This is a genomic window from Epilithonimonas zeae (genome assembly GCF_023278365.1).
Lineage (GTDB): Bacteria > Bacteroidota > Bacteroidia > Flavobacteriales > Weeksellaceae > Epilithonimonas > Epilithonimonas zeae_A.
The window spans coordinates 1,448,159-1,469,155 of record NZ_CP075338.1; the positions used below are offsets into that span (position 1 = coordinate 1,448,159).

Consider the following 20,997-nt stretch of genomic DNA (forward strand, 5'->3'; position numbering starts at 1 on the left):
ATATTTTTTAAAGAATAGAAATCATTAAGTATAATTAATATAGAAAATTACGCAATCGTTTGCGCAGTCATTGAAGTTAATTCAATTCTATTCGTTTTTGCAAATTAATAATTTTTGTATATTGAAATCGAAATTTTTATGAATGGAAATCAAAAACCCTGCTATTATCTCTATCTCGAAAGTGATTTCGAATTTCTTCAACCCTTTGGTTTCATTGGTTATTTACTTTTTTTATTACAGTTATAAAAATTATACTTGGGAAGAAGCCTCGAAGAAATTTCTCCCAATTTTACTCTTGCTGATTATTCCCATTGCCATCTGGATTTACAGGAATGTAAAAAACGGGAATTATACCAATATGGACGTTTCTAACCGGAAGCAACGTCACTCACTTTACATTTTTATTATTATCGCAACCGTTATTTTCTTAGGAGTTGATTTTTATCTGCACAAGGAAATGGACTGGACGATTTTTATGCTCTGCATCTTATTAATATTAATGCAAGCCAGTAATTTTTTCATCAAAAGTTCGATGCATACAAGTCTTAATATTTATGTAGCAGCTTTGTTTTTTGCAATAGAACCTGCGATTGGAATTTTTTGGTTTATATTGTCGATCATCATCGGAATTACAAGAATTATTTTGAAAAGACACACACCGAAAGAAGTTTTTTCTGGTGCATCAATCGCCATATTTGTATCTTTAATTTACCTTATAATGGTAAAAGCTATTATTTTTTAATCTAAACTTTTATGATACTACAATCTTTAACGCCTTCTGAAGAAGAAATTATGCAGCTCATTTGGAACAAGGGAGAAATCTACTTTCGAGAATTGATGGATATTTTTCCAGAACCAAAACCTCATCAAAATACAGTTTCCACGTTCCTGAAAATTCTTGTCGAAAAACATTATTTGTCGACGGAAAAGCAAGGCAGAATTTATCTTTACAGACCTGCTGTAGAATTTGTAGAATACCGAAAATTTGTATTGAAAAGGTTTTTAGAAAATTATTTTAACAATTCCGGAGGCGAACTTTTCAATGTTTTATTGGATGAGGAATTAATAACTTCAGCAGACTTTGAGAATTTAATCAAATCAAGAACGGTTTTCGCATCAAAAAAGCCAGAGCAGGACAATCATATTCAGAATTTTATCAAAGAAATAACCAGCGATAAAAAAACCAAGAAAAAGGAGAAGGACAAAAAGAAGAAAAAAGATAAGAAGAAGTAAAATCTCTTAATTAAAAACTCAACCAAATGATTCAAAAATTAAACGAAATATTCGGGAAGGCTTTGTATGCAATTCGGCAATATCCTTTGGTTTTGCTGATGGCATTATCGGCTTCAGTTTGCCTGATGTTCATTGCTGAAGAAAACTTCCGAACCAGCGAAAAGGTTTTCACTTTAACTAAATTCACTTTAGTTTTCTGTCTTGGGATTTCATTAATGTTTGGCCTGAAAATACTTTCACAAAGAATCGGAAAACAGTTATTATTGGAACTTGGCGGAATTGTTTTTCTTATTCTCCTCTATTTTATTTTACCAAAATTAGAGAAAGACTTTACAGAGGTTTATGCATTTTTGCTCGTTCCAACTTATATTTTATCTCATCTTTTTGTTTCATTTGCTGCATTTTTCAGGAAGAAAACCGAAATGGATTTTTGGCAATACAACAAGAATCTTTTCATCAATATTTTCCTTACAGCGGTTTTCACGGGCGTTTTGACTGGCGGTGTAGAATTAGCCATCGTTGCAGTAGACCAGCTTTTTGATTTTAATTTTAATGATAAAATTTATCTCAGAGTATTTTACTTATTAGCCATTTTCGGGAGCAGTCTCATCTTTTTATTATTTGATGAAAAAGGATTAGAATATCTTGAAAAAGAGGGCACTTATCCTGTTGTTCTGAAGTTTTTTACACAATACATTCTTATTCCTCTCCTTATAATATATGTTGTCATCTTATATTTCTATTCGGGAAAAATTCTGTTGAATTGGGAACTGCCTCGTGGTTGGGTTTCGTATCTGGTTCTCGCATACTCTATCGTTGGGATTTTAGCCATTTTATTGGTTCATCCTTTGAAAGAAAATTCTGCAAAATCGTGGGTTAAGATGTTCTCCAAGATTTTTTATTTTACCTTGATTCCTTTATTGATTTTGTTATTCACAGCAATTTTCACAAGGATTTTGGAATACGGATATACCGAACCAAGATATTACGTTTTACTTCTTTCCATTTGGCTGGTAACTGTGATGTTATATTTTATCTTTAATAAAAATCAGAATATCAAATTCATCCCAATCAGTCTTTTTGTTTTTGGATTATTTTCTTTGATTTTTCCTTATTTCAATACATTTTCGGTGGCTAAAAGAAGTCAAGAAAATCAATTGATGAAGGTTTTGACTGATAACAAATTATTAACCCCGAACCAAAAAATCAACTTCAAAAAACCGGTTGCAGACAGCGTTGTGACAAAAATCGGAAACGAGTTCGTGTTTCTTATCAAGAGAAATGACAAAGATTTTTTACTAAATTTAATTGACACTAAAAAAAGTAAAGACCTTGCCAAAAACATTAATGAAAACAATTTCTGGAGCGCCAATTCTGATATTTATTATAGTTTTTCTAATATCAAGAAAACGACTAAATACGATTCTGATTATGACAGATTAGAAGTGATATCTGACAAAAAAATCATCGAGGTAAAAGATTATGATTACGTTTTATATTTCAACAGATACAATCATAGTGATAAAAAAATTGGTAATGATAATTTTGAAATCTATGACAGAGTTACTGATGAAAACCCTCAGTTCAAAGTCATTTTAAATTCTGATGAAGAAGCTGATTTTTCTTCATTAATAAAAGATTTGTTTAAAAAATACAGAGGAAAAGCTGGCAAAGTCAACGTTCCGGAGATTTCTACGGAAGCCGATCTTGGCAATTATCATCTGAAAATGATCCTAGGAAGTTTTTCAATAGAACAATACAGGAGCAATACTTATCCAAATGTAAGTTATGATGATGCTTACTTGCTAATCCGAAAAAAATAAAAAAAAGCGATCAAAATTTGATCGCTTCTATTTTTTCCAATTGTAAGATTACCAACGGTTTCCACCTCCACGGTTTCCGCCTCTATCTCCACCTCCGTAGCCACCGCCACGGTTGTTATCAAAAGATCTTCTTGGCTTCTCTTCTCTTGGTCTTGCTTCTGTTACGTTAAGAATTTTTCCGTTCAATTCTTTTTGGTTTAATGCCTCAACAGCTTGTTTGCCTTCAGCATCACCCATTTCTACGAAACCAAATCCTTTTGATCTCCCAGTGTCTCTGTCAGTGATAATCTTTGCAGAAGATACTTCCCCAAATTCTTCGAATAATTCTTGCAACTGATAATCCTTAGTTGCGTAATTGATGTTTGAAACAAAAATGTTCATTTTAAAAAAAATTAAGTTATAAAAAATTGTTGTTTTAAAATTATAGATAAGGAAAAACAACAAAATGAAGATTATTGATTTCAAATATAATTTGGTGCAAGGTACGATTATTTTTGAATAATCAATAACTTCTTTATTAAATTTAAAAATTAATATACAAAAGCTCAATCCACCTCTACTCCACGGTTTGCTTCCAAAATTCTGAACCAGTCTATTGTTTCCAAATCAATCAATAATGATTTTTTAAGCTCGCGAATGGTTTCTGCTTTAGAAGTACCAATAACCGGAATTATTCTCGACGGATGCTTCAGAAGGAAGGCTAACAATATCTGGTTTTCTTCTGCATTGTATTTCTGGCAAAGATCTTTGATTATGTTTTTTAATCTGATATTTTGCTCAGATTTTTTAGAAAAATAATTACCTAAAACAGACCAAGCGGTTGGCCTCAATCCTTTTATCATCATTTGATCCAAAGTTCCATCATTGAAAGCTGAAATCTGATTAACAGAAACTTCAATCTGATTGGTAACTAATGGAAAATATTGATTAATTAATTCAAATTGAGAGACCGAAAAATTACTGACACCAAAATGTTTCACCTTCCCATTGTCTTTCAGAATTTGAAATGTATTGGCGACTTCCTCAGGATTCATCAGAAGCGATGGACGATGTAATAGTAAAACATCCAAGTAACCTGTTTTTAAATTAGAAAGGCTCTCATCAACACAATTTTGAATATAATTAGAATCGTAATTATAATATTTGAGAGCAGAGGGTTTCTTTTCAGAATTCATTACAATCCCACATTTGGAAATAAACTGAACTTTTTCTCTATCAATATTCATTTCTTTCCAGGCATTGCCAAAAAGTTCTTCTGTGGTATGACCGCCGTAAATATCAGCATGATCAAATGTCGTGATATTTTCTTCCAGACAAACTTCTATCAATTTCTGAACATCTTTTTCGGAGTGATTAGCTCCCCAAATCCCCCAACGCATTGTGCCAGCGATAATTTCTGAAAACATACTAATAAATTTTCACAAATATATTATGTAAAAAATAAAATACATTATATAAATTTGATTCTTAAAAAATTTGAAGTCTTATGAAGAAATTTACATTATTATTTGTGATGTGTTGTGGTTTTATCAATGCGCAATTCACAACTCCAAACAATGGAACAACCTATACACTGGCCAGTCTTTCTGCAGCTGCACCCACAGTTTTGCAGGATAAAGGTACTTTTTATATGATGATGGATGACATCACCATTTCTGCAACTGATAAACTGATTATCGACCAGAATACAACCTTGAGTGTGAATAGTGATAAAACACTTTATGTCTTTGGCGAATATAAAACTACAGCAACCAATTTTTTAATCAACTCTGTAGATTCTGGTTTTCCATTTAAAGGAATTCGTTTTGAAGACGGATCTGTCGTAGAGATGCGAAATACAAGAGTAGATTATGCTGGTGGAATCCGAGTTTTAACGGCTAATTTCCTAATGGACAATTGTATTGTTTATAAAAATCACGGTGGCGTTTCCACAAGTGGCGCTCTTGGTTTTTCTAAAGGTAGCCCGGTTGTTAGCAATTCTCAATTCATAGAAAACAGAAAAGCTGCTTTTGGCTCCGCTGCAAATGCTACAGTTTCTGCCACATTTATCAACAATTACATTTCTGGAAACGTAACAGATAACAGCAATACGCCTCAAATCAATATGGGACCAGGCGGTTCAGATTCTCTGAAAATCATCAATAATACAATCATTGGAGACCGTACAAAAATTATGGTTGGCGGTATTTCTGCTTCTGCTTTGACTGGTGGTGTGAACAAATTCCGTATAGAAGGTAACACTATAAGAGACAACCGATATGGTATCACTTCCTATGGCTCTACTTCTTCCGGAGTCATCAGAAATAATATTATTGAGAACAACAATACCCAGAATGATCCAAACCTTGGCGGCAGCGGAATTTCAATTTCCAGCGCTAAAGACGTTGTAATTGCTGAGAATGAAATCAGAGGGAATCTTTGGGGAATCACTTTGTTGAATAATGCGACTGTGAAACTAGGCACGGAAGAAAGCCCTGGCAATAATATTTTCAAAAATAATGTCAACAACGGTAATACTGTTGCACTTTTCAATAATACGACTAATATTGTAAACGCTGTAGGCAACTGCTGGAGAGAAAATGAACTATCCAATGATGCGATGGTTCTTGCCGTTATCGGAAGCCAGACTGCTAATACTATCAATTTTAAACCATACAATTGCGCAGAAACTTTGGCAGTTTCGGACGTTTATAAATCTAAACTGAGTGTTTACCCTAATCCAAGTAAAAACCATTTCTTTCTTGAAACTGAAAATGCTGGAAACATCGTGATACAAGATATTAGCGGAAAAGTTGTTTTTTCTTCTATTGTTAATAAAGGCAGAAATGAAATCAATACCAATCTACAATCTGGTGTTTATATCATCACGCAACAATCTGAAGGTCAAAAATCAAATACTAAACTGATTATTAAATAATTAATCTAAATAAATCTTAGAAAGCATCACAAATCGTGGTGCTTTTTTTTGATTAAAATTTCCATTAAATTCGTGAGATGAAAATTGCTATCAAAAATATGGTTTGTAACCGCTGCATTGCTGCGGTGGAATCGATATTGGAGGATTTGAAAATTGACATCAATCAAATTTCATTAGGCGAAGTTGAAACCAAAAATGAGATTTCTGACAAAGAACTTCAAACCTTGAACTTGAAACTCAAATCAACTGGATTTGAAATTCTGGAAGATTCTTCTAAAAAACAAATAGAGAAAGTCAAAAACTTGATTATTCAGAAAATTTCGGATGAAGATTTGGATGACAATTTTATTTTGTCAGAATTCTTGAGTTCCGGATTACACAGAGATTACAGTTCTATTTCCAAGCTTTTTTCTCAGAATGAAAACGTGACGTTGGAGCAATACTTCATTCTTCAAAAGATTGAAAAGGTCAAAGAATTGCTGCTTTATAAAGAATTTAATTTGACAGAAATTTCCCAAAAATTGGGTTACAAAAGTGTTCAACATCTTTCTAATCAGTTCAAGAAAATCACAGGCTTCTCTCCTACTCAGTTTTTGAATTCTAAGGAGAAAAAGCGGATTGCGCTGGATAAGGTTTGATAATAAAAATGGTATGATAAATAGCGATTATGAATATGCATTGGTTTTATTAGTTCCAGTTTTTATTCTTTATTTAATTTTAAAACGAGAAAAAGAAAAAAGGAAAACTGAGAACAATCCAATGAATGAAGGAAGAATCATTCAGACTTACGTATTGATTTTTGGTTTAATTGGTTTAATTCTTTATTTTATTTTCAGATAAAATGCAATCCAAAGTCAAAACCCTCCGTGAACAAAAAAACCTCACCCAAACAGAATTGGCTGAGAAGTCCGGATTGTCTTTGCGAACGATTCAAAGAATTGAATCTGGGCAAAGTCTCAAAGGTTTTACGTTGAAAGCCATTGCACAGACTTTGGAAACCGAACCAGAAAATCTTTTTTCAAAGTATGAAGAAAACATACAAATAGATAGAGCAAAACTTATCAACCTTTCTGCTTTAGCGGGATTAATTATTCCTTTTGGCGGGATTATTTTTCCAGCAATTTTGACTTACAAAACTCAGGATTCCACGAATAGAGAATTGGGAAAAAGTATTATTTGTGTTCAGATTATTTTGGCATTTTTCGTTTCGGTTTCGTTGATATTAAGTCCGTTTATTCAGCATTGGTTTTCTATCCAATTTCCATTGTTTTTAATTCCATTAATTGCTTTTATCGTCATCAAACTTTGTATTGTTATCAAAAACGGAATCAGCCTCAACCAAAACAACACACTTTCTATAAAACTGAAAAACAACTTCTTATAAGCCAAATCATAAAACTGACGTAAAATTGTCATATCATTTTTTATTCAAATTCAGTTTCAAAAACCGAATCTTGCAGAAAAATTGAACAATGAAACTTTTTAAGAAATTAGCTTTAGGATTTGTAGCCGTTTTGGTTTTGATAGTGGTAGGCGGATATATTTATTTTGACCAAAAATTTACGCCCGAAGACAATTATCTAACCATCAAAAATAAAAGCGGAAATATCCCCATCACTTGGTTGGGAAATGAGAAAAACGTGTTGCTTCTTCCGATTCATTTTTCTGGAAATCCGGAAACTTATTATTTGCAATTTGACACAGGTTCGCCTTACACCGTATTTTATTCGAATCAAATTAAAAACATCAAAGAAATTTCTATCAATAATGAAAAGGCTGAAACTTCTTTCTATATTGGAAAAACTGAAATCTCATCAAACCGATTTAAAATATTTACTAAAGAAAAAAACGAAGAAAAAGATACCATCAAAATCATTGGAACGATTGGTTCTGATGTTTTAGAAGACCGAAAAACCGTGATTAATTTTAAAAGCAACCAAGTTGTTTTTAATTTGAATCAAATCCCGAATGGATTTAAAAATCAATTGTTCGATTTCAAATTCAAAAAAAGAAGAATCATTATTTCCGGAAAATTGAAAGGCGAAGAACGAAAATTCCTATACGACTCTGGAACCAGCGCTTACGAATTACTGACTTACAAAGAAGAATGGCAAAATCTGAAAACGCCAAATTCAAAAATCAATATCGAAAAAGCACAGTCTTGGGACAATGTTTTGACAACTTATACAACGGATTGTAAGGAAAATATCACATTCAAAAATCTGCAGATTCCTGTAAAACAAATCACATATGTTGAAGGTTTTTCCGATGCGCAGTTTTCTATGATGAAGTTCTCTGGAATGACGGGAATGCTGGGAAACAAAATCTTTCTGAATAATAGTATTTTTATCGATTGTGGAGATAAGAAAATCGGAATTACAGATTGAGGAAATCAATAGTTTTATAGAGAACTTCCAGCAAAAGTTACCTATTTTTGCAAATGATTCCAAACGAAACAACGACTTGAACAATCTTCGACATTATCTGGCTGCTATTTTAGCATTTTCTATTTGGGGAACTTTTAGTTTGGTGCTGAAACCACTTCATTCTTACGCATCTTCGGACATTCTTTTTTACAGGGTTTTCAGTTGTGCATTGATAATGTCGCTAGTTTCGATTCTTTTCAAAAGAGAAAAACTGAAACAGAACTTAAATTATTTCAAATCCATTTCTAAAAAAGCGAAAAGAAAAACGATTATTGTTAATGTCGGAAGCAGTATTTTGTTGACCGCGAACTGGTTTTCATTTATCTATGTGATGAATCACGTGAGTGTTCGTGCGACATCGGTCGCCTATTTGGTTTGTCCGATTATCACGACGATTCTGGCTTATTTCATTTTGAAAGATAAACTGAGTAAACTTCAGTGGTTATCGGTTTTTCTGAGCTTAGTCGGCTGCATTTTATTGTCGTACACCAATATTTTGGATATGTTTTACAGCAGCTTAATTGGCTTCACATATGCGGCATATCTGGTTTGTCAAAGCCAAAATAAGCAATTCGATAAGTTTCTGATTCTGAATTTCCATATTGTCATTTCAGCTTTGATTTTGTTGCCGTTTTTTCCGGCTTATTCCGGGCCAGTTCCTACGGAATTCAAATTTTATTTCTTTGTCGAGATTATTGCAGTAATGTACACGATTGTTCCATTATTACTGAATCTCTTTGCCTTAACAGGAACCGCTTCTTCAAAAGTAGGAATGATATTGAATATCAACCCAATCATCGCATTCATCTTAGCAAGTACAGTTTATGGCGAACCATTGAATCTGATTCAGATTTGTGCTTACTCATTAATATTTGTGGCAGTAATTGTTTTCAATGCGAAGGAGATTTTCAGACTAAATCAAGAAGAAGTGAAATTATCTTAATTAATTCATAAAACTCAGGCAACCCTGTAACGTTTTTGTTGTCTTTAGAACAGATAACAAAAACTTGATAATGCAGAAACTCTTTTTTCTATTAATTCTTTTGATGGGATTCAACCTCAATGCACAAACGATTTCTGGAACTGTAAAAAACATGGATAATGAAGTCATCGCTTATAGCTCTATTGGAATTAAGAATTCAAAAAACGGAGCCATTACCAATGAAAAAGGCAATTATCAATTAGAACTTCCTCAGGATTCAGATAGCAAAATTACTTTTAGTGCGTCGGGATATCAGGACAAAACTGTTTCTTCGAACGAACTTAAGCTAAATCCCAATATCATTCTCGATTATAAAACGACTCAGATTGAGAACGTCAACATCGTTGCAAAACAAATGAAAGAAAAGCTGGTTGGTCAAAAGTCAAAGCCTTTTCTCACGTTTTCTAAAATGTTCGACCAGAATATTCCAACCGTTGAGCAAGGAAATATTTTTCCAATTTATCAAAAGACAAAACTCAAATCTTATAATTTTCATATCATCCCGAGTTCCAGATATCAGGAAATTACATTAAAACTGAATATCTATAAAATCAAAAACGATCTTCCCGAGCAATCACTTTTGGAGGAGAATATCATTTACAAAACCTCAACAACAGGCTGGCAAAATATCGATTTATCAAATTATCGGTTAATGTTAAATAATCTTGATAAAATTGCTATTACGTTACAATTGGTAGATTATAAATCTATGGAGAATTTCGATTTTGTTTTCGGAATTTCTGCCAAGAAAACTTTATCCAAAGACCTTTTGTTCAGATATCAGAGTCAGGGCAATTGGGAAACTTTTGATGGTAGTTTTATTTCTAATATCGATATCAGTTATGACAAAACTAAGAATGAAAAAGAGATTGCTGAAGTTGAAAAAAATACTGAAAACGATTTCAAAACCAATCAGTTGATTGCCTATTATGAGAATAAAGAAAAAGCTAAAAAAACAGAATTTGGGAAAAGTAGAAATGGACAATTTATAGATTTGAATGATGCTAAAATCTACTACGAAGAGTATGGAAAAGGCGAACCGCTTTTGCTACTACATGGGAATAACGGAAGCATTTCTGATTTCTACAAACAAATTCCTTTTTTCTCAAAACATTATCGTGTGATTGCAATAGATACGCGTGGGCAAGGCAGAAGCACAGATTTGACCACGGATGATTATTCTTATGATCAATTCGCTTCAGACCTTTATAAAATCATTCAAAATCTGAAACTCGATAAAGTGAATATCGTTGGCTGGAGTGACGGCGGAAATACAGGATTGACCTTCAATCTGGAACATCCGGAATTAGTCAATAAATTAGTAACAATCGGCGCTAATCTCGATCCTTCTGGTGTAGATGAAAACCTTATCAAAACATTCCAGCAACAACTCGAACAAAATATCGGAAATCCACGATTAATAAAACTGATGCTGAACCACCCCAACATCAACTATAAAGAAATTACGAATATCCGCAATCCGGTTTTGGTAATTGCCGGCAGCAATGATGTTATCAAACCGGAACATACCAATCTCATCCATTCCTTCATCAAGGGTTCTGAACTGGCGATTATTCCGGATTCTACGCATTATGTTCCTTTCGAACAACCGGAAAAACTGAACGATACGATTCTCAATTTTCTGAAGAAATAATCCTAAATTACAGCTATGAAAAAAACAATAACCATATTTTCTATTCTCAGTTTGTCCTTAGGTCTGAAAGCGCAAAAGCAAAAAACGCCACAAGACAGCATCAACGTTTTTTATAATGAGCTGTTTTCGGTTTTAGAAAAAAGTTACCTCAACAGAAAATCTGTTGATTGGAAAACTGTAGAATCCGAAACAAAAGACAGACTAAAAAGTTATGATAATTTCGAAAAATCCTTAACCGAAATCAAACCGTTCTTCGATAAAATAAACGCCAATCATTGTTTGATTTTCTACAATAACAAAAAATATTCGGGAACGGGAAAAGTCATTACAAAAGATGATTTTTCTGAACAATGGAAAAAGAAATTTGATACCAAACCTGCTTTCGAAGCTAAAATGATTGATGAAAAACACGGCTACATTCTGATGCCTAATATGTTATTTTTCGAGCTTAGTCCGGAGAACATCAACAAAATTGCGCAACCACTTTATGACAAGATTGCAGAAATCAAATCCAACAATAAACCCGAAGGCTGGATTCTTGATTTGAGATTCAACACCGGTGGAAACTCTACACCAATGCTTTTGGCTCTTTATGATTTGTTAGGTGACAATGTGGTTTGGGGAACTTTGGACGGCAATAAAAAGATGATTTCTAAAATAAAACTGAACCAAGGAAAATATCTGGACGGGGCCAAAAAACCAGCATTCATCAATCCAAAAGGCGAACTATTGGACAATGTAAAAGTCGCAGTAATCACTGGACTTTTTACCGGGAGTTCTGGCGAAGTGACAACACTCGCTTTCAAAGGCAGACCAAACACTATTTTCATCGGCGAAAAAACCTACGGCGCAACAACCGCCAATACCCAATATACTTTACCTTTTGGCAGCACGATGGCAATTACTATTGGCTACGATAGCGACAGAAATGGCAATTATTATGAACAAATTATTCCTGATGTTTTCGTTTCCAAAAAAGACAATTTCGATAATTTGCTTTTGGATAGGAATGTTGTGGAAGCTGTGAAGTTTTTTGATATAAAATCATAGTAATTATCAGTATATTTCGATCTTGAAAACTATTAACAATGAAAAATATTCAATTATTAATTTTACTGCTATTATCTTGTCTTGCTATCGGACAAAACAAACAATTTCTCTACGAATACAAATTCATTTCTGATTCTACCAACAAGGTAGATGTCAAAACAGAAATAATGATTTTGAATATCCAAAAAGATCGGTCAGAATATTATAGCTCTGTAAGATATGCATCAGATTCTGCTCAATTTGCAGACTATCAAAAGGGAATTAACTCTATGCCTTCTGGCGAAGCATTAGTAAGTGAATGGGTTACAAAATATCCTAATTCCAATCAGCTTTTTCATACCACATTTTTGATTTGGGACAAGTACAAAGTAAAACAGGATGTGGAGCTTAACTGGAAATTGACAAATGAATTTTCTAAAATTCTGAATTATGACGTTCAAAAAGCAACCACAGAATTTGGTGGCAGAAAATGGACAGCGTGGTTCACCAAAGAAATTCCAATTCAAGATGGGCCTTACAAATTCAAAGGTTTACCTGGTTTAATTTTGAAGATTGAAGATTCAACTAAAAGTCATACCTGGGAATTGAAAGGCATACGATCTAACCAGAAAGAGTTTGTCTATCCTGACCTGAAAAATTACCGTATTGTTGAATTAAATTACAATCAGTTTGTTAAGAAATTTAAAAATTACCGTCAGAATCCTACTGCAGATTTAGTGGGACAAATTCCTGATCAACACGATTCTAATGGAAAATTCAGAACATCTACTGAAATCATTAAAGAACTGAACCAAATAGCAATGGAAAAATTGGCAAAAGACAATAATTTGATTGAGATTGATCTGCTTAAATAATTTAGTTATTCTTTAAAATCAACAAATTGTATTTTCTATAAAAATATTCAGGTTTGTAATCAATATACCTTTCATTCTCTTCATTTTATATGGAACTATTATGAATTTTGCTATTTATGACAATGACTGCGAAAGTTTTGTAAGTGGAATTGCAAGAGCATTTACTTTTATTGGAGAATTACTTTTTATTGGTCTTATAGTCACTTTCTGTTTTAATCTTTTAAATGAAGGAAAAATTAGAAGAGAAAATTTAATTAAAAGAATCTTAAAACTTCATTTACTTCATTTCATTATTTTCGTTTTCATCTTTACTATTTGTATGATTAATGAAATGAGATATTGCAATTTAATTTAAAAAAATACCAACAGTAAATATTCTTTATTGTGAATTTAACTAAAACAGCCAACTATTTAGATTCATTAAAAATAAACTTTGCAACAATCTCTTTTTTAGCTATTTTTACAGCATAATATTTCAATAAAAATGAGACAATTAATATTCGGAGGAATCTTGGCTTTTGGTGGATTAATCACAGCCAATGCACAATGCAAAACAGTCACTACAATCACAGAAAACTTTGACAGCTGGAAAGATATAGATAAGTGCTGGACTGTACAGAAAGGAAAAGCAATGCTGTACGCCAGTGAGAAGAAAGTGATTTTTTACTCGATGACAGATCCAAAAGAAAATATGTATCTCATCACACCAAAAGTAAAAGCTGGAAACTATACTTTGAGCCTTGACATCACAGATAATGGTGGAGAAACTTCCCTTGAAATTTTCTCAGTAGGTAAAGCAATTGATCCGAAATCTTTTGTTTCCATTGCTAAACCACAAGAAATTACAAAAGAGAGAAAAGTCATCAACATCAGTTTGAAAAAAGACAGCCACATCGGTTTGAAAGTATTATTAAACGGTGTACATCAAGCTGTGTATGTGGATAATTTGTCTTTAAAACCGAGAAAATAAATCGTATTTAATAATATTAATAAAGATTTTTAGACAAGTAAAGATTAAAATGATATTATTGCATAGTTTTTAACTATAATCAAAAATTAAACCTATGAAAACAAGATTTATTATCTTATTCACTTTTTTAAATTCACTTTTTTATCATTCTCAATTGTCGCAATTAGATATAAATTTTGATAATTACATTTCTGAAACAAATAATGATTTAAAAAATTATTTTACTTATCGTGCAAATAATTATAAATTATTTAAAGATGGATCTAATTATGTTGTACAGACACCTGTAAATGATGTTTTCCCTGACACATTTTTAACTTTATGTCCAAAGTATCATGGGGTTGATAACGAAACGATGAAAATTAGTATTGATTTTAAAACTAAATTTCACACAGGTACAGGTAAAGGACATGCTGCAGGCATATATATATTTAAAGATGGTCAACAAGGACGTATTTTTGGAAGTTATATAACAAATAAAACATTATATATTGGTGGATTAGAGAATAGTAATGATATTACTGATTTTCAATTAGGTACAAGTGATGGCTATATTGATAACACTTGGTACCGACTTTCATTGGAAATTTCAAAAATAGGTATTAACAAATATCGTCTTAAAACAGATATTTATTCCTTGGGAGAATCTGGAACTTTAGCACCAAAAAAAATAATTGGACGTACAAATGAAGGTAATAATTATAATTTCAATCCCAATAATAATGTTATAATTAATCTAACATCTACTACTAACGGTTATGGAAAATATCTAGATAATTTTTCGATTTATGGTAATAGATCCAACCTTTCTAATTGCTCTAATCTAAATACTTCAGATGTTAAAAGAAAAAACATTTTTATAGCACCTAATCCGGCAAAAGACATTATCCATGTTTCTACTGAAAAAACATTAAAATCAGTTGATATCTATGATTCATTAGGAAAATTAATTAAGACCGATTTCAAAAACAATATTGATATTTCTCAATTTTCAAAGGGGAACTACATCTTAAAAATCAAAACGGATCAAGGTGAGACTACTGAGAAACTAATTAAAGAATAATTCGTTACATTCTATTTTAAAATAAGAAAACCCCTTCAGAAAATCTGAAGGGGTTTTTAATTTAGAAAACTCATTCCTACAATTGTAAAACTCCCTTTCGTAAAAAAAACAAATAACTCTCCTATCTCACCTTATAACATCTTTCCATTTATTTATAACTGATTGGCATCTATTTTTCAGAAATTTGTATCAATAATAAAAAACTGAGCGAAGCTAGTAATCTTTGTGACCTTAAAAACATCGAATTACTAATAAAAAAACTTTGTGCTCTTTGTGTTAAAAACAAAAAAATGGAAAACCAAAATCACCATAATCACGACCACCTTCATCCTAGTCAAAGAATTTCACCAAGTTCCGTTTATTATTGTCCAATGGAATGTGAAGGCGAAAAACTCTATTTCAAGCAAGGCCGATGTCCGGTTTGTAATATGTTTCTGGTTCCGATAGAAGAACGTGATGACCACAAAAACAAACCGCAAAATTATTCCAAAACTAACCTCCCGGAAAGTTTCAAAGATAAAATAGGGGATTATTTTTGCCCGATGTTTTGTGAAGGTGACAAAACTTATGTATCAGATTCAGGTTGTCCGGTTTGTCATATGCATTTGGAAAAAATTACCGAAGATTTGGTCAGAAGTCAGAAGCTGGATGTTAGAAGTGCACATACGCATCAAAACACCAAGCACCAAACACCAAACACCCATCAAGAAGGAAAATACTATTGTCCAATGTTCTGTGAAGGCGACAAAGTTTATGATTCCAATGTCGGCTGTCCGGTTTGCGGAATGGATTTGGTCAAAATTCCTGAAAAGAAAACTGTTGAATATACTTGCCCAATGCATCCCGAGATTGTACAAAACGAACCCGGAAATTGCCCGATCTGTGGAATGGATCTCGTTCCAAAACCGTCAAAAGATAACGATCACGAAGATGAAACTTATAAATTATTAAAAACAAAATTCTGGACGGCTTTAGGGTTCACTGTTCCCATTTTCATCTTATCGATGGGCGGAATGTTTATCGATTGGCCATTTTCTCATCAGGTTCAAGGAATTTTAGAGTTAATTTTGACATTACCCGTCTTGTTTTATTCAGGATGGTTTGTGATGAAGCGTGGTTGGATTTCTTTCAAAACCTGGAACCTCAATATGTTTTCATTAATTGCTCTGGGTGTTGCTGCAGCTATGATTTTTAGTTTAATCGCTTTATTCGTTTCAGATATTTTACCTCACGAATTATCTCACGGCGGAAGCATCCCACTCTATTTCGAATCCGTTTGTGTCATTCTTACTTTGGTGATAATGGGACAAATGATGGAAGCCAGAGCGCACATGAAGACAGGAAAAGCGATTGAAGCGTTGATGAATCTTTCACCTGACACAGCCAATCTGATTGTAGACGGAAACGAAAAAAAAGTATCATTAGCAGAAGTTAAAATCAATGATATATTAAGAGTAAAACCGGGCGAAAAAATTCCTGTCGACGGGAAAATTACCGAAGGAAATTCTAATGTTGATGAATCGATGATTACGGGAGAGCCGATTCCTGTAGAGAAAAAATCAAATGATAAAGTCACTTCCGGAACTATCAACGGAAATGGAAGTTTTCTGATGAAAGCCGAAAAAGTTGGTGATGAAACCTTGCTTTCTCAAATCATCAAAATGGTCAACGAAGCCAGCCGAAGCAAAGCGCCGATTCAAAAATTAGCAGATAAGATTTCGAAGATATTTGTACCAACTGTGATTGCAATTTCTATTCTGACATTTATTTTATGGAATATTTTCGGTGGCGAAAACAAGTTGATTTATGCTTTTGTAAACGCTGTTGCCGTTTTGATTGTCGCTTGTCCGTGTGCGCTAGGTTTAGCAACTCCGATGAGTTTGATGGTAGGAATCGGAAAAGGTGCACAAAATGGAATCTTAATCAAAAATGCTGAAGCGCTGGAAGAAATGCACAAAATCAATGTTCTGATTACCGATAAAACCGGAACATTGACGGAAGGAAAACCAAGTCTTGACAACATCGAAACATTTGAAAATACTGATAAAAATGAATCAAGCGAAGCGTATCTTGATCAACGGGAAAAAATTTTAAAATTAGCTGGTTCATTGAATCAGAATTCGGAACATCCTTTGTCTAATGCTGTTTTAGAAACTCTTCGACAAGTTCAGAGTGGCAATACTGATCTGCAATTTGAGAAAGTTCAGAATTTTGAGAACATCTCTGGAAAAGGTGTGAAAGGAACAATCAATAATGAAGAAATTCTACTTGGAAACGAAGCTTTATTGAAACATTTCAACATCAAAATTCCTGAATCATTAAAACAAAAAGTAGTTCAGAAACAGAATGAAGCTAAGACGATTTCTTATCTCGCAAAAGCTGGAAAAGTTCTTGGATTCCTGAGCTTCTCAGACAAAATAAAATCAACTTCAAAACAAGCTATTGAATATCTCCATTCTCAAAACATCGAAGTGATAATGATGACCGGCGACAACGAACACACTGCAAAAGCAGTGGCAAAAACACTCGGAATCACAAACTTCAAAGCCAATTGTCTTCCTGAAGACAAAATGAACGAAATCAAAAAACTTCAAACCGAAGGAAAAATTGTTGCAATGACCGGAGACGGAATCAATGATGCGCCAGCTTTAGCTCAATCCAATATCGGAATTGCAATGGGAACAGGGACCGACGCCGCGATTGAAAGCGCAGAAATAACTTTGCTAAAAGGCGACATCTTAGGTGTAGCCAAATCAAAAATCCTGAGTGAAAAACTTTTGAAAAATATCAAAGAAAACTTATTCTTTGCTTTTATTTATAATGTTTTGGGAATTCCGTTAGCGGCAGGTCTGCTCTACCCTGTCTTCGGAATTTTGTTAAGTCCAATGATTGCAGCAGCGGCAATGAGTTTCAGTTCGGTTTCTGTGATTCTAAATTCTTTGAGATTGAATAATGTGAAATTAGAGATTTGAGTTTAACACAAAGGCACAAGACTTATTTTTTAAGGCACAAAGTTTTCCTTGTCCCTTAAATTTTAATCTCTGTTAATTAATTTCTTTTGTGCCTTTATGTTTTTTATTAACCAAAATGGCATCGAGAAAACTCCCGATGCCATTCAAAACAAAATAAAAACCTTAAGAAATTTTTTAATTAGAAAGAAACGGTCAGCTTACTGAAAACATATCGTCCGTTCTGTCCAAACTGAGATGTGGAACGAGAATAGATGAACTGGTCGTTATTAGTAGAAGCTGTCACGTTTTTAGTTGGATAAATATCGAACAAGTTGTTTGTTCCAAGAGTCAAATTGAAATTCTTGTTGATATCATAACCGATAGACAAATCTGTAACAATCTTGTCCGAAATCAATTGATGGTCGTACGCATTTCCATTGATACCATCTGCACCATAAACTTTTCCGTAATAGGTATTTCTCAGATAGAAATTGAAATCATTCCATTTAAAATTATTGGACAAACTTGCTTTCACTTTTGGAACTGAATCTTCTAGGTAAATTCTAGATTTTTCACCAAAATAGGTATTTTCCAATCCTGCATTTTTCAACAAATCGGATGCGTGGATATCACCCACTTTTCTTGTTCTGTTGAAATTGATAGCAAAATCATTTGTGAATTTGAAACTTTCTTTTGTAAACGTATGGCTGATTACGACATCCAAACCTTTGGTTTCTGTATCAATAGCATTAGAGAAAAACTGAGCTGCATTCACGTTAGCTTTTACAAACTCATTTGCCAATGCAATTTGTGCAGGTGTTTTTGGATCGGTTGGTCTTGAGAATTGATCTGTTAAAACAATTCTGTCATCAATTCTTATGAAATAAGCATCTGCTGTAATATTCAAATTAATTGCAGGGATTTTATATGTAAATCCTGTACTTACAGATTTTGACGTTTCTTGTTTCAATTTCGGAATTCCAAATGCTTGTGCCAATTGAGAATCATTACTAAATGTTCCAACTTCTACCAAACTTGGTCCCGAAGCTCCCGGAAGCGTTGTGAACAATGTAGAAGTTGTATTATAATAGATTTGGTGAATCGATGGCGCTCGGAAACCTGTTGAACTTGCAAAACGGAAATTAAGATCGTTTGATAATTTGATTCTTGATGCTAATTTATAATTAAAAGTCGAACCAAAATCAGAATAATTTTCATATCTAATCGCAGCATCAACCAGCCACCAATTGGTAAAATTGAATTCTACATCTGCATAAACCGCGTAAGCATTTCTATTTTTATTGGTCTTATTTTCTGGCCTGAAACCTGCAAAAACCTGAGAACTTCCTGCCAATGCTACTCCGAAGAAATCAGTTGGGTTAACTGATGTTGAAGTTTGTGGATTTCCATTCACATCATAAGCTGTGTAAGAAGCTTCCTCACCCGGATTCTCTTTGAAGTTTTCGTGACGCTGTTCTGCTCCGAAAGCAACATTTACACCTTCCAACCAATTAAATGATTTGCTGAAATCTAAATTAATGGTGTTCTGCAAAAACTGCAATCCACCAGCTTTGAAAGAATTTGGAGAGTTAAATCTTAAACTTGTATTTCCAGTATTTTCAATGGTGTAATCAAAACTATTTTGACCAAATGTATTACTGAAGTCTACATTCCATCCATCCCATTTTCCTTTGATTCCGGCAGACAAAGAAACATCCTGAATCTTAGTATGGATCTCAGGCAAATAACCGTCAATATATAAACCTGTAAATGTTCTGGCTTGGTTTGGTCTTCTATAGAATCCGCCAGAAGCACCATCACGGATTGAGTAACCACCGAATGTGTAAACCTTCCAATCGTCATTCAAAGGAACTTCAATATTCGCGAATAATTGATGGTTATTGAGTTTGGACTGGCCCACCTGCATATTAAAATCTTTTCTGGTCTGTCCTCTGTAAGCCAATTCCTGATCTGTATAATTAGCGCCTAGTAATCCCTGCAAAGCAGAAATATTTGACGCATTTTGAATACTTGACTGGAATCCGGAATCAAAATAATTCACACCTTGCGCATACTGATGAATTAGATTTACGAAATCTTGTTCACCAGCCGAGCCTTTCAGGTTATTGATGTTGCTAAAATAAGAAGACAGATTCACGCCAGCTTCTGCAGCTCTCTTCTCAATAGCATTGTAAGCATTGTAGATATTTCCGCTTTCTGTTCCAGCTCTTCTTGTTGGGTCACGGAACTGGGAAGACCAAGTCACATTATAGAAACCACCCCGTTTTCCAATCTTGTTTCCATAGTTTAAATCCAATTGAAATTGTTGTCCATCATAATTTCCAGTATGGTCATTGGCAGCTTTGGTAAGGTAACCACCATAATTCAGTTGTCCTGTCAGTTTTCCAGTGTCTCTTTTCAATTGTAAGTTCATTACGCCAGCAATCGCATCAGAACCATATTGCGCAGAGGCTCCATCTCTCAAAACCTCGATTCTTGAAAGTGCAAAAGCCGGAATTGCGTTTAAGTCTGTTCCAACAGTTCCTCTTCCAGGCGCACCGTTAACGTTAACCAAAGCCGATGTATGTCTTCTTTTTCCATTAATCAAAACCAAAGTCTGGTCCGGTCCCAAGCCTCTCAACTGTGCAGGATCCGAGTGGTCCGATCCATCAGCATTAGTCTGAATAGTTGACGTAAAAGATGGCGCAATCGTATTTAGGATCTGATTGATATTGGTTTGTGGTAAACTTTGTTGAATATCTTTCAAATTGAAAACATCCACAGGAACGGGACTATCTGTTTTTGAACGTCCTCCACTTCTGGAACCTACCAAAACAACTTCTTCAATTTGTTTATCAGAAGTAGAATCTTTTACAGGCTTCGTTTCCTGTGCTTGAGTCAGATAAATCCCGGAAAAGAAAACTACGGCTGTCGATATAACGGCTCTTTTGCTGGAATTAAACATAGTTTTTTGAATCATATTTTTAAATTTTACGTTTTATACAAAAAAGAAAACTTCTCCCAGACAAGTCTGAAAGAAGTTATATTGAGACGGCATCACAACCGCAATTAAA

At 33.6% G+C, this 20,997-nt stretch carries 18 protein-coding genes; 15 read left to right on the top strand and 3 right to left on the bottom strand.

All coding sequences use genetic code 11. The features are described from left to right. Window positions 1-142: 142 nt before the first annotated feature. Genes KI430_RS06345 through KI430_RS06355 form a run of 3 tightly spaced genes read left to right on the top strand, consistent with a single transcriptional unit; the run spans window position 143 to window position 3,056 of the window. A complete protein-coding gene (locus KI430_RS06345) occupies window positions 143-742 on the top strand; it encodes an ABC transporter permease (protein ID WP_248877413.1) in 600 nt (199 codons plus the stop codon). An 11-nt stretch (window positions 743-753) separates the two neighbouring features. Further along, window positions 754-1,233: a BlaI/MecI/CopY family transcriptional regulator gene (locus KI430_RS06350; RefSeq protein ID WP_248877414.1), complete on the top strand. Its 480-nt coding sequence runs from the start codon at window positions 754-756 to the stop codon at window positions 1,231-1,233. A gap of 26 nt (window positions 1,234-1,259) precedes the next feature. Continuing rightward, window positions 1,260-3,056 (top strand): DUF4153 domain-containing protein, encoded by a 1,797-nt coding sequence (locus KI430_RS06355; RefSeq protein ID WP_248877415.1) that lies wholly within the window; start codon window positions 1,260-1,262, stop codon window positions 3,054-3,056. A 48-nt stretch (window positions 3,057-3,104) separates the two neighbouring features. Here the strand turns inward: KI430_RS06355 and KI430_RS06360 are convergent, their stop codons facing one another. Both KI430_RS06360 and KI430_RS06365 read right to left on the bottom strand, forming a co-directional pair. After that, window positions 3,105-3,437 (bottom strand): RNA recognition motif domain-containing protein, encoded by a 333-nt coding sequence (locus KI430_RS06360; protein ID WP_248877416.1) that lies wholly within the window; start codon window positions 3,435-3,437, stop codon window positions 3,105-3,107. Between the two features lie 164 nt (window positions 3,438-3,601). Next, window positions 3,602-4,462, bottom strand: a complete 861-nt coding sequence (locus KI430_RS06365) for an aldo/keto reductase family oxidoreductase (RefSeq protein WP_248877417.1) — start codon at window positions 4,460-4,462, stop codon at window positions 3,602-3,604. An 80-nt stretch (window positions 4,463-4,542) separates the two neighbouring features. Here KI430_RS06365 and KI430_RS06370 point away from each other — a divergent pair, with 80 nt between their 5' ends. The 12 genes from KI430_RS06370 to KI430_RS06425 all read left to right on the top strand — a co-directional run bounded on the left by KI430_RS06370 (window position 4,543) and on the right by KI430_RS06425 (window position 17,944). Then, a complete protein-coding gene (locus tag KI430_RS06370; RefSeq protein WP_248877418.1) occupies window positions 4,543-5,973 on the top strand; it encodes a T9SS type A sorting domain-containing protein in 1,431 nt (476 codons plus the stop codon). Window positions 5,974-6,050: 77 nt separating this feature from the next. Further along, a complete protein-coding gene (locus tag KI430_RS06375) occupies window positions 6,051-6,611 on the top strand; it encodes a helix-turn-helix domain-containing protein (RefSeq protein WP_248877419.1) in 561 nt (186 codons plus the stop codon). Window positions 6,612-6,624: 13 nt separating this feature from the next. Further along, entirely contained in the window at window positions 6,625-6,813 is a 189-nt protein-coding gene (locus KI430_RS06380; protein WP_248877420.1) for a hypothetical protein, read from the top strand. Between the two features lies 1 nt (window position 6,814). Beyond that, window positions 6,815-7,357: a helix-turn-helix domain-containing protein gene (locus KI430_RS06385; protein WP_248877421.1), complete on the top strand. Its 543-nt coding sequence runs from the start codon at window positions 6,815-6,817 to the stop codon at window positions 7,355-7,357. Between the two features lie 88 nt (window positions 7,358-7,445). Beyond that, window positions 7,446-8,360, top strand: coding sequence for a hypothetical protein (locus KI430_RS06390; protein ID WP_248877422.1), 915 nt, complete (start codon window positions 7,446-7,448; stop codon window positions 8,358-8,360). After that, window positions 8,329-9,342 (top strand): EamA family transporter, encoded by a 1,014-nt coding sequence (locus KI430_RS06395; RefSeq protein ID WP_248877423.1) that lies wholly within the window; start codon window positions 8,329-8,331, stop codon window positions 9,340-9,342. Before KI430_RS06390 ends, KI430_RS06395 begins: the two co-directional genes overlap by 32 nt. Window positions 9,343-9,412: 70 nt before the next feature. Then, window positions 9,413-11,035, top strand: coding sequence for an alpha/beta fold hydrolase (locus tag KI430_RS06400; RefSeq protein WP_248877424.1), 1,623 nt, complete (start codon window positions 9,413-9,415; stop codon window positions 11,033-11,035). A 15-nt stretch (window positions 11,036-11,050) separates the two neighbouring features. Further along, a complete protein-coding gene (locus KI430_RS06405; protein ID WP_248877425.1) occupies window positions 11,051-12,085 on the top strand; it encodes a S41 family peptidase in 1,035 nt (344 codons plus the stop codon). 38 nt (window positions 12,086-12,123) lie between these two features. Next, window positions 12,124-12,939 (top strand): GLPGLI family protein, encoded by an 816-nt coding sequence (locus KI430_RS06410; protein WP_248877426.1) that lies wholly within the window; start codon window positions 12,124-12,126, stop codon window positions 12,937-12,939. Between the two features lie 484 nt (window positions 12,940-13,423). Then, window positions 13,424-13,909 carry a hypothetical protein gene (locus tag KI430_RS06415; RefSeq protein WP_248877427.1) on the top strand — a complete coding sequence of 162 codons (486 nt, stop codon included), beginning with the start codon at window positions 13,424-13,426 and terminating at the stop codon, window positions 13,907-13,909. Window positions 13,910-14,003: 94 nt separating this feature from the next. Further along, on the top strand, window positions 14,004-14,972 hold the full coding sequence (locus KI430_RS06420) for a T9SS type A sorting domain-containing protein (protein ID WP_248877428.1): 969 nt from the start codon (window positions 14,004-14,006) through the stop codon (window positions 14,970-14,972). Window positions 14,973-15,262: 290 nt separating this feature from the next. Further along, complete coding sequence (locus KI430_RS06425) at window positions 15,263-17,944, top strand: copper-transporting P-type ATPase (RefSeq protein ID WP_248877429.1); 2,682 nt, start codon at window positions 15,263-15,265, stop codon at window positions 17,942-17,944. Between the two features lie 178 nt (window positions 17,945-18,122). On the opposite strand, the gene KI430_RS06430 is transcribed toward KI430_RS06425, so the two are convergent. Beyond that, on the bottom strand, window positions 18,123-20,903 hold the full coding sequence (locus tag KI430_RS06430; protein ID WP_248877430.1) for a TonB-dependent receptor plug domain-containing protein: 2,781 nt from the start codon (window positions 20,901-20,903) through the stop codon (window positions 18,123-18,125). Between the last annotated feature and the right edge of the window lie 94 nt (window positions 20,904-20,997).